The following is a 15,650-nucleotide window of genomic DNA, read 5'->3' on the forward strand; positions in this document are numbered from 1 at the left end:
CGCCGATGCGGTTGCGTCTCTACATATATTCATTACCCTTACGCTCCGAAATTTTTGCCGACTTTAGTCCAGTCAACCACGTTCCAGAATGCCGTAACATACTCGGGCCGACGGTTTTGGTATTTCAAATAATAAGCGTGTTCCCACACGTCGAGTCCCAGAACAGGCGTTCCTTTTTTCTCGGCAAGAGCCATTAATGGATTGTCCTGATTAGGCGTCGAGACGATTTCGACGTCGTTGCCATTTTTGATCAGCCACACCCAACCTGAGCCAAAGCGACCCGTGGCGGCCTTACCCCATTCGGTTTTGAAGTTATCGAACGACGTATATTTTTTATTGATAGCGTCGGCCAGTGCGCCCTTTGGTGCACCACCCGCATTTGGTCCCATGATATTCCAGAAGAATGTGTGGTTCCAATGGCCACCTGCGTTGTTCCGAACAGCCGGAGGTGTTGTGCTGCTAACGCTTTTCACTAAGGCCTCGATGTCCATTTTCGCCATGTCGGTGCCCGCAACTGCTTTGTTGAGATTATCAACATAGGCTTTGTGGTGTTTGTCGTGGTGAATTTCCATCGTCATTTTGTCGATGTGGGGTTCCAGGGCACCAGCATCGTAGGGTAAAGGGGCCAGCTTAAAGGGCCCTTCGGCTTGAGAAAGCCCAAAACCGAATGATTGGAAAGCCACCAAACCGGCCGATGCACCAAAGGCCAATTTCAAAAATTCGGAGCGATTCATGCGAATGTTGGTTAGTACGGAAATAAAAATGCGTCTACAACCTAAATAGTTAGTAAACAAAACCCCACAAATGGACGAATGTTCAACAAACTAAAGGTCACAGACGCAAAGAAACGAGTTTTTTGTATCAGACAGCATCTTGCTGTCGCGATCATATAATTATCCACTAACAGCCAGAGACTGTTGGCTACAATTAATCGTACGCGATTCGGCTCAAAATGCTTCGACCGAGTGTTACCTCATCGGCATATTCAAGATCGCCCCCGATGGGTATACCCCTTGCAATGGTTGAAATTTTCAGATTAAACGGCCTTAGTTTTTTCTGGAGATAAAAGGCCGTGGTGTCCCCTTCCATCGTAGGGCTGATAGCCAGGATTATTTCGCGCACTTGTTCTATTTCCGGACTTCGCAGCCGGGCAATGAGCGAATCAATTTGCAGGTCGCTTGGTCCGATGCCTTCTACGGGCGAGATAATACCTCCCAGCACATGATAAAGACCCTTGAACTGAGCGGTATTTTCGATAGCCAGTACATCACGGGTATCTTCCACCACGCAAATAATAGACTGATCGCGCTTGTTACTCGTGCAAATGGTACACAAATCGTGGTCGGACAGGTTGTGGCATTTGCGGCAATATTTAACCCTTGTCCGCATAGCCGTCAAACTCTGGGCCAGCGTTTCGGTTTGTTCTTCATCACGTTTGAGCAGGTGAAGCACCAGCCGGAGAGCGGTTTTCTTCCCGATTCCCGGCAGTTTCGACACCTCATTCACCGCGTCTTCTATGAGTTTGGATGGGTATTCCAATTTCAGTTAAATTAAAGAGTGAAAGAGCGAAAGAGCGAAAGACTGGCTGGCGCATCAACTCTCGCTCATTCGCTCATTCACTGTTTCACTCTTTCGCTCTTTAATTTAAGACTTCGGCAGAGATGCCGCGCCGACAGATTTCATTGCGCATGGGCACAAGTTCTTCCCATGATCCATTCTTGACGGAACATTTCCCTTTATAGTGGATTAGCAGTGTACACTGCTCGGCCTGTTCAGCCGTATGTCCGCAAACGTCAATCAACGTTTCGATCACATGCTCGAACGTATTGACTTCGTCGTTGAAGACTATAAGGTTATGAACGTCGGTTTCAACGACTTCGTCGAGCACGTCCACAACGGTTTCTTCAAAAGGTTGCATAGGAGATAAAATGGTGTTTACTTAGCAAATTTACGGCAAAATGGGCACTTTTAAAAACCTATTGCCGTGCTATAAAAGAACCCATTTTTGGCCTGAAAAGTTGCCTGATTGTCTATGAATACCACCCTCGCTTTAGTCATTCTGATCGCTTATTTCGGAATGCTGATTGCCGTTTCGTTCTACACCGCCCGAGGAGCCGATACTAATGCCTTTTTTACCGCTAACCGACAGTCACCCTGGTGGTTAGTCGCTTTTGGCATGATAGGCACCTCGCTGTCGGGTGTTACGTTTATTTCGGTACCGGGTGCCGTCGGCAAAATTGGCTTCTCCTATTTTCAGGTCGTGTTGGGCTACATCGTTGGCTATTTTGTGATCGGTTCTGTGTTAATGCCCCTATACTATCGCCTGAATCTGATCTCTATTTATGGCTATCTCGAAAAACGCTTCGGATTCTGGTCGTATAAAACAGGTGCCGGTTTTTTCCTCCTCGCCCGTACAGTTGGTTCTGCAGTACGGCTTTACGTGGCCGCCGGTGTGTTACAAATTGCCTTGTTTACACCATTGGGTGTGCCTTTCGAAGTCTCCGTACTGATTACCATCGCATTAATCTGGATCTACACGTTCAAGGGGGGCGTAAAAACCATTATCGTAACGGATACCCTACAAACCGTGTTTTTGATTACCGCAGTGGTACTCACCATCGTACTGATTTCGCAGGAACTAGGCTACTCGTTCGGCGATTTGGTTAAGACAGTGAAAGACAATTCCATGTCGCAGGTATTCTTCTGGGATGCCAACGACCCTAAGAACTTTTTTAAGCAGTTTATTTCGGGGGCGTTCATTGCCATTGTCATGACGGGTCTGGATCAGGATTTGATGCAGAAAAACCTGACCTGCAAAAACATTGGCGAAGCCCAGAAAAACATGTTCTGGTTTACAGTTACACTCGTGTTCGTCAACTTCATGTTCCTGTCGCTCGGCGTTCTTTTATACGTTTTTGCCAAACGCGAAGGCATCGAGATTCCGGCCCGTACCGACGATCTATACCCAATGCTCGCTTTAAATCACCTTGGTTTATGGGTGGGCATTACCTTCCTGCTGGGAATCACGGCCGCCACCTACGCCAGTGCCGACTCGGCGCTGACAGCTCTGACCACTTCGTTCTGCGTTGACTTTATGAATGTTGAAAACCGACCTGAAACCGAGCGGTCACGCATCAAGCATATTGTTCACATTGGCTTTTCCCTGCTGTTTTACGTCGTCATTCTGATCTTCCGTCAAGTCAACAGTAAAGAAGTCATTACGGCTGTTTTTGATATTGCTGGTTATACCTACGGCCCGTTACTGGGCCTCTACGCCTTTGGAATGTTCAACAAACGGCCGGTTATAGATTGGGTGGTGCCGTTTATTTGCCTTGCTTCGCCCATACTCACCTACATCATCAATGAGCATTCTGCGGCCTGGTTTGGCGGGTACCAGTTTGGCTTTGAACGTTTACTGCTCAACGGTTTATTTACTTATGTTGGCCTGTGGGCGGTATCAAAGCCTGTTGTGAAAGAAGAAGTGGTAGTGGCCTAGAACCCCTTTTTACGAACGTTATGAACTATAAATTTTTCTCCTGTCTCCTTCTGATTGTTGCCTCTTTTAACGCAAAGGCGCAATTCTGTTTCTCACCCGAACGCCCACAACTGGGTCAGGTAGTGTCGTTTACGTACACTCCTCAAACCACACCGTTAGCCACCGACAGCACGATTGAGGGCCGCTATGTACGTTATGGGGCACCTAATGAAATGCGTCTGAGTCAGCCAGCCAATGTGTCGCTGATACGAACGGGTAATGAGTATGTAGGCAAGTTAACGATTCCTAAAAAAGAGGTGGCGGGGCTCATGATCCTCTTTCGGAACAGTGTACAACCCAAACGAACCGATCTGAACAAAGGGCAATTTTATGTCATTCCGGTTTGCGATGCCAACGGACGTATCGTTCCTCATGCCACCGGTGGGCAGGCTTCGGTATTTACCCGTAGTCATTTTCTCTATGAACTAAACGCCCAGCCAGATCCTAACTGGGTCGTTACGCTGTATCAGCACGAAATCGCGCAAAACCCCGATCTGCGTCCCCAATACTGGTCGGACTTACTTGCCGCTCAGATCAAACAAAGAAAACCGGGTTATGGCCCAATCGTAAAGGCAGGTATCGAATCCTATCTGGCCTCCCGCCCTACGCCAACTGTTGCAGAATTGGCCACTGCCGCTCAATTGTACGAAAGCATGGGCGACTTCCCAAAGGCCAACGCCCTCCGCGAACGTCAGAAAGCCGTTGACCCAACCAGTTCATTGGTACAGAAAGATCGCTCGATGGCCATTCGGAATCAATCGGACTGGACACGTAAGAAGGCAGCCTATCAGGCCCTTTTGGCCGAGTTTCCAACGTCGTCATACCTACCTGCTCTAACGGTATTGATGACTGATGGCTATTTCAAGAACAACGACATTAAAGGATTGATAACCTTTGTTGAACAACAACCCACATCGCACACAGACCCCCTGATGCTGAACACGATGGCGTTTCAACTAGCCGATGAACGACGCTCGCTGCCCGAAGCGGAGCTGTTGATTAAACGCGCAATGGCTGTTTTAAAAACACAACCTAAACCTAAAACGACCGCTGGTAATTGGGAAACAGAGAAGCAGATTCGACAGCGGCAGTTGCTGAACACCTACGCCCACACATTGGAACAGCAGGGGAAATACGCTGAGGCATATCCTGTTTATCAGGAGTTCATGAACTCTGATGACATCGACAATAGCGATCCACGCACGAATGAGCGTTATTTTCTCTGCGCCCTCCGCACCAATCATGCTGCCGAAGCCCGCCCGATGACCGAGGCCGCCGTTCAGATTGGGAAAGCTACCCCAGCTCTAAAAAACGCCCTTCGCGATTGGTATGCCAAACAACCGGGCAATTCCATTGCCACAGCCGATATCTATCTGGCCGACCTTGAAGCCAATTTACGGGCCGAGCAACGCGAAGAACTCCAGCAATTACTGATCAACGAACCAGCACCGGCGTTCTCGCTCACCGATCTACAAGGTCGCACCATCTCATCTTCGGCCTTCAAAGGAAAAGTTATTGTACTGGATTTCTGGGCAACCTGGTGTGGGCCGTGCATAGCTTCTTTCCCGGCCATGCAGCAGGCACAAACTCGCTTCCAGAACGATCCGAACGTACGGTTTTTGTTTGTGAACACGCGTGAAGGCGGGCCTTTGCAGCGGGTCCATACGTTCATGGATAAGCACCCCTACAATTTTGTGGTGCCACTCGATAGCCAGCAAAAAGTAGCCAACGCCTATAAAGTGCAGGGTATTCCGACTAAAGTTGTGATTGGTCCCGATGGCCGTGTTCGCTACCGAACCATCGGCTATAATGGCAATCCCGAAACAACCGTGAACGAGTTGAGCCAGATAGTCGAGATGCTGAAAGAAGGAAAATAACTAGCGGGTTAGCAACGCCAGATCAAACGTAAATCCGGGCAGCACACCCTCGCCCGTGAGTATTTGAGCAAATGAAGAAATTACGTCGATAGGCTGATCAGGGCGATAAATGAAAACCTGTTGCGCTTTTCGATCAATTAGCCAACCCAATCGGCATCCGGCTGAGCGGTACTCCTCCATTTTATTCTGAAGATAGTTCAGATCATAACTGGCAGAGCGAAGTTCAATAACAAAATCAGGGCAAAAGGGCGCGAATTTTTCCTGTTGATCTTCAGGAATGGCCTCCCAGCGATCTTTTTGAATCCAGGCCACATCCGGCGAACGAGTTGCGCCATTGGGAAGTCTGAATCCTGTGGATGAATCAAAGGTATAGCCTGCTCTGTTTTCTTCATTCCACAAAAATACCCGACTGGCAAGAGTTAGGTTAATATTTCCTGTTTTTGATCCGGTGGGTGACACTATTATTATATTTCCGTTCTTATCACGTTCTAATTCGAGGGGGTCGTTTGCCCGGCAGAAATCGAAAAACTCTTCGTCTGTCATGACCTCTAATTTCTTAAGCACGACCGGAAATTCCAGTTCCATAACCGTTTCTGTTTGGTTAACTACATGCAAAATACCGTATTTGCGTCAACTTTACAATTTCCCCTGATGACCGTCCGCCAAGCCACCGCTACCGACCTTCCAGCACTGATGCACCTGATTCACCACGTTGTTCCACTCATGCGGCAAGCCGGTAATTTTCAATGGGATGAGCACTACCCGAACCATGACGTATTTGCCAATGACATCGCCCAGAATCAGCTTTGGGTAGTGTATATAGACGGGCTATTGGCCGGGGTAGCGGCAATTACGGAAGATCAGGAACCCGAATACGCACAGGTTGGCTTCGACCTTAGTCAGCGGGCTATTGTGACTCACCGGCTGGCGGTTGACCCGGCTTTTCGCGGACAGGGTGTAGCGGCTGCACTCTTGGCCCAAGCCGAGCAGATTGCCCTCGAACAAGGCATCGCTTTTCTTCGGATCGACACCAACTCGGAGAACCAGATTACCCAGAAACTTTTCCCAAAAATGGGATACAGGTATGCTGGCGAAATCACGCTAAGTTTTCGGCCGGGACTAAACTTTCTGGCTTATGAGAAAACGTTATAATTACCCGTAAAAAGGTTGTAGATAGCTATTGGCTTAAAAACGCGAAAGATTTATTCTGATAACGGGGCAATGACAAGCTATTACGGATAAGCAAAAATGACTGATACGCACTTGTTGCTGCGGCTACATTATCAAGCCAGGAAGGAATATCTCCACCGGGATCTAATCGACAGGTATAGGTAACCTGCATTCGTTGCTTTGTTACGGGTCGAACCTGCCATATAGCTAACCAATCGGCGATACGTACCGTATTCGGCTGGGTTGCCACTAAGTCAGGCATACCCACTCCTTTAACATGAAGAATTTTTGTTGCAGGGTCTTGCGTGAATGTCAGTTTCACACCCATATCACGGTCACTAACGGGCCATGGTACAGCCGTAACGACATGATACAACAATTCCGTTTCACTGACGCGTCGTATCAGCCTGGCGGATTTCGTTTTATAGATGACGTTTTTATAATTTGCAATATCAGACAGTAGGGCTACCAACTGGCTCTGCGTGCCCTCCATAGCGCACTCAACTCTCAATTCACTCGATCGGCTACCGGGTATGTTGCGCGTATAAACTTGAATTTGATCCTTGTCTTTCGCTAATTTCCAGGCTTCCTGTGCTTGTGCCTGAACAGATCCAACGCCCAGTCCAAAACTAATGATCAACAATACCCAAAAGCAACCTGACTGAAATAACCTCATACCGTTTTTACGCCTTTTCTTCAACGCCTTCTTCTTTTTACCTGCATATCTAACGTTAGGGCTACGGTTTTTGTTAAGTCGCTTATCAATTACGTGATTTTTTAATCAATACCCATCTACACTTTAGCAGAAATCAGACGCGTAACAAGGCTTCTGGTTATAACGCAAGATGCTCGGAGTGAACCGATTCTCCGTAAAATACAGTTGCCTGACGGTCAAAATCTTCGGTGGAGTCAGTAGTCAGAAACGTACGCTGCCTGTGTTTACTGCACTGCGCTTCCAGTTCAGGATGACGAATCAGGTAATCGGCCAGGCTATCGGCTACAATTCCACCCTGGCTGAGAATGGTCGCGCCTTGTGGAGCATACTGTCGTATCTTATTGAGCAACAACGGGTAGTGGGTGCAGGCTAGCAGGATCGTGTCAATGTCAGGCGATTGTTTCAACAGTCGATCAATGTGTTGCTTGACGAAATAGTCGGCTCCGGGACTGTCATATTCACCGTTTTCCACGAGCGGTACCCACATAGGGCAGGCTTCCTGAAAAACGTTCAGTTCAGGAAAGAACTTCTCGATCTCGACCAGGTACGATTCCGACGTAACCGTTCCCCGTGTGGCCAAAACACCAACGTTGCCGCTTTGAGAGTAATTGCCAATAACTTCTGTTGTAGGCCGAATAACGCCTAATACGCGTCTATCAGGACCATCCAGTCCGGGATGTTGAATGGGCAAATCAAGTTGCTGAATGTTTCGTAAGGCTTTGGCCGAAGCTGTATTACAGGCCAGCACAACCAGGCGGCACCCCCGATCAAATAAATGCTGAACACATTCGAGCGTGTAGTGGTAAACTGTTTCAAAGGAACGGGTACCATAAGGCGTTCGGGCATTGTCGCCGAGGTAGATATAATCGTATTGGGGTAACTTCTGGACGATTTCGCGCAGAACAGTCAGGCCGCCATAACCTGAATCAAATATGCCAATTGGTTGAGAGGGTATAGGCATTTTATAAAATCAATAAAAGCTGTTACACAGAGATTCGCAGAGAAAACGGATATACACGGAGGTTTTTTGTTAACTCCTCCGTGTATATCCGTTTTCTCTGCGAATCTCTGTGTAATAATATTATCCCAGCAGTTCTTTCCCCTGCGCCAGAGCCGCATCCAATCCCGATAAATCGGTGCCGCCCGCTGTGGCGAAGAAGGGTTGCCCACCGCCACCGCCTTTTATGTTTTTAGCCAGCTCTTTTACAACCTGACCGGCATTCAGTTTCCTGTCCTGAATGAGTGAATCGGGAAGCATGACAGCCAGTTGTGGCTTACCGTTTATATCGGCACCCAGCACAAGGGCGAGGTTATCGACTTTCGCTTTCAGGTCATAGGCCAGTTGCTTGAGGGCATCGGCGTTGGGAACGTCTACCCGTTCAACAAGCACCATATGACCCGATCCAACGTTTCCGTTTACGGCCTGTATTTTCGTCAACAGTTCATTCTTTACTTGCTGAATCTTCTCATTCTGCAATACTTCGACCTGCTTCTGCAAGGCAGCGCGTTCATCCATCAACCCCTGAACGGCTTTAACAACATCTTTCGGCGCTTTAAGTAATTCTTTAAGTTCGCTCACAACCGCCATTTGTTCGTTTATCAAGGCTTCGGCACCGGAGGAGGTTTTAGCCTCCACCCGCCGGATACCCGTTGATACCGACCCTTCGCCCGTAAACTTGAACAAACCAATATGTCCTGTTGCCGGCACATGCGTACCTCCGCAAAGCTCAACAGAATAGTTGGGGCCGAAGGTGATAACCCGAACGAAGTCACCGTATTTCTCACCGAACAACGCCGTTGCGCCTAATTCTTTAGCCTGCCCGATAGGTACGTTCCGCTTCTCATCGAGTTTGATGTCTTCCCGAATTTTTTTGTTCACGATCCGTTCTACTTCGGCCAGTTGCTCGTCGGTTACTTTGCTGAAGTGAGAGAAGTCGAATCGCAGGGCATCAGGCCCAACATACGACCCTTTTTGGCCAACGTGCTTGCCCAACACATCGCGCAGAGCCGCGTGAAGAAGGTGCGTTGCCGAGTGATTACTGCTCGTGAGACCTCGACGGGCAGTATTGATAACGGCGTAGACTGAATCAGCTTCGGTCAGCAATTCATCAATTCCCGTAACATCCTGAACGATATGAATAGTCAGGTCATTTTCTTTTTTAGTATCCAGTACCGTCAGCGTTGCAATCTTATCCGAGCCAACGAATAATTGAAGCACACCCGTATCGCCAACCTGTCCACCCGATTCCGCGTAGAAAGGGGTTTTGTCGAGTACTACCTGTATTTGCGTGCCCTGTTTGTTCTGAATCTTGCGATACTTCACAATGTGGGTGTAGGCTTCGGGCTGATCATAGCCCACAAATTCAACACGGTCTGTTTCATTGACATCAATCCAGTCGCCTGCCGTTGAGGTGGCATCTTTTCTGGACCGGGCTTTCTGTTCCTGAAGGGCTTTCTGGAAACCAGCTTCGTCAATTGTCAATCCCTTTTCGCGGGCGATAAGGGCCGTTAAATCGGCGGGGAAGCCAAAGGTATCGTTTAGTTCGAAGACGGTTTCGCCGGGAATTTCTTTCGTGCCTTTTCCGTCAAGATCACTAATTATCTGATCTAGACGCCCCAAACCCGTTCCCAACGTCCGCAAAAACGAGATTTCCTCTTCCCGAATAACGGTAGCCACAAAATCACGCTGGGCGTTCAATTCGGGAAATACATCGGCAAATTGTTGAGCAAGTGTTGGCACGAGCTTGGTCATGAACGGCTCGGTCAGGTTCAGGTATGAATACCCGTAGCGAATGGCCCGGCGCAAAATTCGCCGGATAACATAACCCGCTTTGGCGTTCGAAGGAACCAGTCCGTCAGAAATGGCAAACGATACCGCCCGAATATGGTCGGCGATCACGCGCATTGCTACGTCGGCTTTGTCCATCGTGCCGCCGTATGCTTTGCCCGATAGCTCTTCAATAACACGGATCGTGCCCGTAAATACGTCGGTGTCGTAGTTCGATTTTTTACCCTGAATGGCCATGCATAATCGCTCGAAACCCATACCCGTATCGACATGGCGGGCAGGCAGCGGCTCCAGCGAACCATCGGCTTTGCGGTTGAACTGCATGAACACAAGGTTCCATATTTCGACTACCTGTGGATGGTCGGCATTGACCAGGCTTTTACCGGGTGTTTGGGCTACTTCTTCCGGCGACCGCAAATCGACGTGGATCTCGGAGCAGGGGCCACACGGACCCGTATCGCCCATTTCCCAGAAATTGTCTTTTTTGTTGCCGTAGATGATCCGGTCTTCGCCCACAATGGGTTTCCAGAGGTCGAACGCTTCCTGATCAAAGGGGACGTTGTCTTTTTTATCCCCTTCAAATACCGATACATAGAGCCGATCTTTGGGCAATTTGTATACGTCCGTCAGTAACTCCCACGCCCAGGTAATGGCTTCTTTTTTGAAGTAATCGCCAAACGACCAGTTGCCAAGCATTTCGAACATGGTGTGGTGATAGGTGTCGAACCCTACATCTTCCAGGTCATTATGTTTCCCCGAAACCCGCAAACACTTTTGTGTGTCGGCCACCCGTTTGGATGGCGGAGTACCGTTTCCAAGGAAAAAATCTTTGAACTGCGCCATACCCGAGTTGTTGAACATCAGCGTCGGGTCGTTTTTGGCAACGAGCGGGGCCGATTGTACAATCAGGTGTTGTTTGGATTGGAAGAAGTCGAGAAAATGCCGACGTATTTCGTGGGAAGTCATTTTTTTTAGTCAGTAAGTCAATAACGGGGGCGCCCGTGCGGTTGATAAGTCGATACGTTATATCGCCGACTATTACTTACCGACTGACTAACTATCTACCTTACTCAACTGAGTCTGCAAATTTACGGCAAAACTTGCGTTTATTCAGACAGCTTTCCAAGTTTGCAGTATGGAAAACGGGGGCAAGTTGTATTACGGGATAAAGGAAGTAGCGGAGATGTTTGACATCAATGCCTCCAAACTGCGGTATTATGAAAAGGAATTCCCTACCCTACAGCCCAAAAAGAACCGCTCCGGCGACCGGGTTTATACGCAGGATGACATCAATCATCTGAAAGAAATTCTGGTGTTAATCAACGATAAAGGCTATACGCTGCCGGGGGCCAGAGAATACATCAAAACCCGCGATGCCAACCGCCGGGAACATGTCGTTTATATCAATAAGCTCAAGCGAATAAAGGCCGGACTGGAGAAGCTTAGAGCCAGTCTCGACAAACAAAAACCACAGGAAGTGCAGCCAAAACAGGACGATGACGAGCCTGAGGAGGTTTTGTAAACAGAGATTTACTGAAACCCAATTATCCGGTTTCAGCCTGCTGTTATTTGATTATCGTTGGCTTTTCCCGTAAGAAATAGGTAAGCTTGCAGAAGACACACTATTTTGTGTACTGTATACAAACCAGCTTTCCTGTTTCGTGCCCATTAATATCCACCATCAAATTGCCCTGACGCTTGTTCCCGGCGTTGGCAGTGTTCTTATCCGTCAATTAATCAGCTATTGCGGTTCCGCTGCCGATGTGTTTCAGGCACCTTTGGCCCGGCTGATGAAAGTGCCGGGCATTGGCGAAGTGACGGCTCGCGCTATCTTAAAACCCGGAATCTTAGCCGAAGCGGAACAGGTGGTACGACGGCTTGAAAAGTTGGGCGCTACAGCCCTTTTTTATACGGACAAAGCCTATCCAACCCGCCTTAAAACACTGTACGATGCCCCCGCCCTACTCTATTTTCAGGGAACCGGCGATCTCAATGCTACGCGCACCATCGGGCTGGTTGGCACCCGACAGGCTACTGATTATGGTCGGCGCATTACCAATGAAATTATCGAAGCGGTGGTTCCTTATAATGTGAGCGTTATTAGTGGATTAGCCTATGGCATCGACATTGCCGCCCACCGCGCCAGTCTGTCGAATGGCTTACCCACTATCGGCGTCATGGCCAGTGGTCTGGATATTATTTATCCGAATGTCCACCAGAAAACAGCTGGTGAGATGCTTATGCAAGGAGGCCTACTCACCGAAAGCCGACCCGGCACCAAACCCGACGCGCACCTCTTCCCGGCGCGGAACCGGATTATTGCGGGCTTGAGCGATGTCGTTGTTGTAGTCGAAGCGGCCGCCAAAGGAGGTGCATTGATTACGGCAGAATATGCCAATAATTACCACCGCGAGGTATTTGCGGTGCCGGGACAGTTGAACCAGGCGTTTTCGGCAGGTTGCAACAAACTCATCCGGGAGAACAAAGCGCAGATTTACACCAGCCCTAAAGATCTGATTGAAGCACTAAACTGGGACAAAACAACGAATACCAGTCCACACAAAAACACCCTTCCGGCCTTACCTGTCGGAATCACAGAGGAAGAAAGTCAAGTGTTGGCTTTGCTTCGCCAATCGGCCGATTTACACGTTGACGAGTTGAGTTGGAAAAGCCAAATACCGATGGGTCGCCTGGCTTCTCTCCTGCTCACGCTGGAGTTTCAGGGATTTGTGCGCTCCCTGCCGGGGAAAAAATATGCAGTGGTGTACGTTTGAGGGTATTCAGGCTAGTTTATAATTCCTACTTTTATGGCTTAGTCTAAATTCTGCTCTCGTTCCATGACTGCCCATCTACAAAATTTTCGACAAGCGTTTTTTTGTCTCTCGTTTAGTTTACTGGCTCTTTCTGGTTTAGCCCAAACACAGTCAACTGCAAAAAAAAGTGGAAATCCCGTTTTCCCTGGTTGGTACGCTGATCCCGAGGGCGTCATTTTTGGTAAGCAATACTGGATTTACCCAACATACTCGGCACCGTACGAAAAACAGATTTTCTTCGATGCGTTCTCTTCACCCGATCTGGTAACCTGGACCAAGCACAGCCGCATCCTTGACTCGACAGCCGTAAAATGGGCAAAAAAAGCCATGTGGGCACCTGCCATTATCGAGAAGGGTGGAAAATACTTTTTGTTCTTCGGTGCCAATGATATTCATGATGAGAAGAAAGAAATTGGCGGTATTGGCGTCGCCGTTGCCGATAACCCCGCCGGACCCTTCCGTGATTATTTAGGAAAACCCCTGGTCGGACAGATTCGCAATGGCGCACAACCCATAGATCAATATGTTTTTAAAGACAAAGACGGGCAATATTATTTGCTATACGGCGGCTGGGGCCACTGTAACATTGCCCGCCTGAAAGATGATTTCACCGGTTTTCTGCCATTTCCCGACGGCACAATCTTTCGGGAAATGACACCCAAAGGGTATGTTGAAGGCCCAACCATATTTGTTCGCAAGGGTAAGTACTATTTTATGTGGTCGGAAGGCGGCTGGACAGGGCCGGATTACTCGGTGGCCTATGCCGTTGCCGATTCGCCCTTTGGTCCATTTGAACGAGTCGGTAAGATATTACAGCAAGACCCTGCTGTGGCTACCGGTGCTGGTCACCATTCGGTTATTCAGGTGCCCGGTACGGACGACTGGTACATCGTTTATCATCGACGCCCCTTAACAGAAACCGATGGTAACCATCGCGAAACGTGTATCGACCAAATGTATTTCAATATAGATGGATCTATTAAACCTGTGAAAATTACAGTTACCGGTGTTAGCGCGAAGCCACTAAAATAAGTTAAGAATCAGGATTAAATTAATGAAAAATGGATAATGTAGAATGAAAAATTGCCACGATGTAAATATTTTACATTTTACATTCTCCATTCTACATTATCCATTTACTTATTACATAATGTTTGTAACCATGAAACAACTCATTTCAGGGCTGGTAGTTTGTTTTTTCGGTATTGGGTATGGTTTTGCTCAATCAACCGCGAATCCGGCATCACCAACTTTACCACGAATCGCTATTGCTGGCTTAGGCATCGAATCCAGTACTTTTTCTCCGGCCGTTACCCACGAGGAAGCCTTTCACGCGCGTTATGGCCCCGAGGTGTTCAATGCCTATCCGTTTATGATGCCCGTATCTCCCCTGCGCAAAAAAGCAATCTGGCTTCCTGCTATCGTAGGGAAATCGCTTCCCGGTGGCGCTGTAACCCGAGAAGCTTATGAATCACTGGTAAAAAAAACCCTGGACTCGCTCAAAAAATACGGCCCTTATGATGGCCTTTATTTCGACATTCACGGCGCCATGAGTGTCGTGGGTCTCGACGATCCCGAAGGCGATTTCATTACCCGAATCCGAAAAGTTATTGGCTACAAAACACTCGTTTCCACATCAATGGATTTGCATGGTAATGTATCCTGGCGATTGGCCCAGAATTCAGATTTGATTACCTGCTACCGAATGGCCCCTCATGAAGATGCCATGCAAACCAAAGAACGTGCGGTGGCCCATTTGCTGGAGCGCATTCAGAATGGAAAAGGCAAACCCGCCTACAAAGTTTGGATACCGGTACCAATCCTGTTGCCGGGCGAAAAAACGAGTACCCGCATCGAACCAGGCAAGAGTCTTTACAGTGAGGTAGAGCCACTTGCCGATCATCAGCCTGGCATTGTCGACGCAGCCATCTGGATAGGCTACGCCTGGGCAGATGAGCCCCGCAATCATGCCGTTGTGATGGTTACCGGCGATGACAAGGCAAAAGTGACCCAGGCCGCCGAAAAACTAGCCCTTGATTTCTGGAATGTACGAAATCAGTTCGGCTTTGTGGCCCCTACCGGTACGCTGGAGAAGTGTCTGGCGAATGCGCTGGCCAGCAAAAAACACCCTTTCTTTATTAGTGATACCGGCGACAATCCAACGGCCGGTGGAGCGGGCGACGTGACCTGGACGCTCACGCAGCTATTGGCTCGTCCGGAGTTTCAGCGGGAAGACGGCCCTTCGCTGATCTATGCATCCATCCCCGATCCGGAGTTGGTAAAAAAAGCGATAGCCGCCGGTGTGGGTGGCCATGTTGATGGTGTTGCAGGCGCTCGAGTCGATGCCCGTTTTGCTCCGCCCGTTAAGCTAAAAGGAACAGTAGAATCTATCGTTCGCGGAGACAAAGATGCTGAGGTAGAGGTGGTTGTAAAGATGGGAAGCGTACATGTTATTGTCACCCAAAAACGGAAGCCCTACCACAAGGAAATTGATTTCACCCGGCTTGGTCTCAAACCCCGGCAAGCCAATATTGTTGTGGTAAAGATTGGGTATCTCGAACCTGAACTGTATGCCATGCAGGCCGATTGGATTATGGCCTTAACACCAGGTGGCGTGAATCAGGATTTAGCCCGATTGCCCTATAAGCGAATTAAGCGGCCGATGTTCCCATTCGATAACGACATGAAAAAACCAGACCTGTCGGCTCAGTTTGTGCCCCTTTCCGGTACAACCAACTAAGCTTGTACAAAG

General features: G+C 48.7%; 14 protein-coding genes. 7 read left to right on the plus strand and 7 right to left on the minus strand.

Annotated elements, in window-relative coordinates; all coding sequences use genetic code 11:
• Positions 1 to 38: 38 nt before the first annotated feature.
• From CWM47_RS19880 to CWM47_RS19890, 3 genes are all read right to left on the minus strand, one after another.
• Entirely contained in the window at positions 39 to 734 is a 696-nt protein-coding gene (locus CWM47_RS19880; protein WP_100989951.1) for a superoxide dismutase, read from the minus strand.
• Between the two features lie 193 nt (positions 735 to 927).
• Complete coding sequence (recR, locus tag CWM47_RS19885; RefSeq protein WP_100989952.1) at positions 928 to 1,539, minus strand: recombination mediator RecR; 612 nt, start codon at positions 1,537 to 1,539, stop codon at positions 928 to 930.
• Positions 1,540 to 1,639: 100 nt separating this feature from the next.
• Positions 1,640 to 1,918: an ATP-dependent Clp protease adaptor ClpS gene (locus tag CWM47_RS19890; protein ID WP_100989953.1), complete on the minus strand. Its 279-nt coding sequence runs from the start codon at positions 1,916 to 1,918 to the stop codon at positions 1,640 to 1,642.
• A gap of 114 nt (positions 1,919 to 2,032) precedes the next feature.
• Between CWM47_RS19890 and CWM47_RS19895 the strand changes: the two genes are divergently transcribed.
• Both CWM47_RS19895 and CWM47_RS19900 read left to right on the plus strand, forming a co-directional pair.
• On the plus strand, positions 2,033 to 3,496 hold the full coding sequence (locus CWM47_RS19895; RefSeq protein WP_100989954.1) for a sodium:solute symporter: 1,464 nt from the start codon (positions 2,033 to 2,035) through the stop codon (positions 3,494 to 3,496).
• 20 nt (positions 3,497 to 3,516) lie between these two features.
• Positions 3,517 to 5,412: a redoxin domain-containing protein gene (locus CWM47_RS19900; protein WP_100989955.1), complete on the plus strand. Its 1,896-nt coding sequence runs from the start codon at positions 3,517 to 3,519 to the stop codon at positions 5,410 to 5,412.
• Here CWM47_RS19900 and CWM47_RS19905 read toward each other — a convergent pair whose 3' ends face one another.
• Positions 5,413 to 5,997, minus strand: coding sequence for a Uma2 family endonuclease (locus CWM47_RS19905; RefSeq protein WP_100989956.1), 585 nt, complete (start codon positions 5,995 to 5,997; stop codon positions 5,413 to 5,415).
• Positions 5,998 to 6,021: 24 nt separating this feature from the next.
• Here CWM47_RS19905 and CWM47_RS19910 point away from each other — a divergent pair, with 24 nt between their 5' ends.
• The gene (locus tag CWM47_RS19910) at positions 6,022 to 6,564 is read left to right on the plus strand and encodes a GNAT family N-acetyltransferase (protein ID WP_240625353.1); all 543 of its coding nucleotides are present in this window, start codon (positions 6,022 to 6,024) and stop codon (positions 6,562 to 6,564) included.
• A 25-nt stretch (positions 6,565 to 6,589) separates the two neighbouring features.
• On the opposite strand, the gene CWM47_RS19915 is transcribed toward CWM47_RS19910, so the two are convergent.
• From CWM47_RS19915 to alaS, 3 genes are all read right to left on the minus strand, one after another.
• On the minus strand, positions 6,590 to 7,258 hold the full coding sequence (locus CWM47_RS19915; RefSeq protein WP_100989957.1) for an START domain-containing protein: 669 nt from the start codon (positions 7,256 to 7,258) through the stop codon (positions 6,590 to 6,592).
• A gap of 157 nt (positions 7,259 to 7,415) precedes the next feature.
• Positions 7,416 to 8,258 (minus strand): glutamate racemase, encoded by an 843-nt coding sequence (murI, locus tag CWM47_RS19920; protein WP_100989958.1) that lies wholly within the window; start codon positions 8,256 to 8,258, stop codon positions 7,416 to 7,418.
• Positions 8,259 to 8,378: 120 nt separating this feature from the next.
• A complete protein-coding gene (gene alaS / locus CWM47_RS19925) occupies positions 8,379 to 11,051 on the minus strand; it encodes an alanine--tRNA ligase (protein ID WP_100989959.1) in 2,673 nt (890 codons plus the stop codon).
• Between the two features lie 169 nt (positions 11,052 to 11,220).
• Here alaS and CWM47_RS19930 point away from each other — a divergent pair, with 169 nt between their 5' ends.
• The 4 genes from CWM47_RS19930 to CWM47_RS19945 all read left to right on the plus strand — a co-directional run bounded on the left by CWM47_RS19930 (position 11,221) and on the right by CWM47_RS19945 (position 15,638).
• Complete coding sequence (locus CWM47_RS19930; protein WP_100989960.1) at positions 11,221 to 11,607, plus strand: MerR family transcriptional regulator; 387 nt, start codon at positions 11,221 to 11,223, stop codon at positions 11,605 to 11,607.
• Between the two features lie 139 nt (positions 11,608 to 11,746).
• On the plus strand, positions 11,747 to 12,859 hold the full coding sequence (dprA, locus tag CWM47_RS19935; RefSeq protein WP_100989961.1) for a DNA-processing protein DprA: 1,113 nt from the start codon (positions 11,747 to 11,749) through the stop codon (positions 12,857 to 12,859).
• 63 nt (positions 12,860 to 12,922) lie between these two features.
• Positions 12,923 to 13,930, plus strand: coding sequence for a glycoside hydrolase family 43 protein (locus tag CWM47_RS19940; RefSeq protein WP_240625354.1), 1,008 nt, complete (start codon positions 12,923 to 12,925; stop codon positions 13,928 to 13,930).
• A gap of 130 nt (positions 13,931 to 14,060) precedes the next feature.
• Positions 14,061 to 15,638, plus strand: coding sequence for a M81 family metallopeptidase (locus CWM47_RS19945; RefSeq protein ID WP_100993968.1), 1,578 nt, complete (start codon positions 14,061 to 14,063; stop codon positions 15,636 to 15,638).
• Positions 15,639 to 15,650: the final 12 nt, after the last annotated feature.

Origin of the sequence: Spirosoma pollinicola (genome assembly GCF_002831565.1) — a bacterium.
In the GTDB taxonomy this organism is placed as follows: domain Bacteria; phylum Bacteroidota; class Bacteroidia; order Cytophagales; family Spirosomataceae; genus Spirosoma; species Spirosoma pollinicola.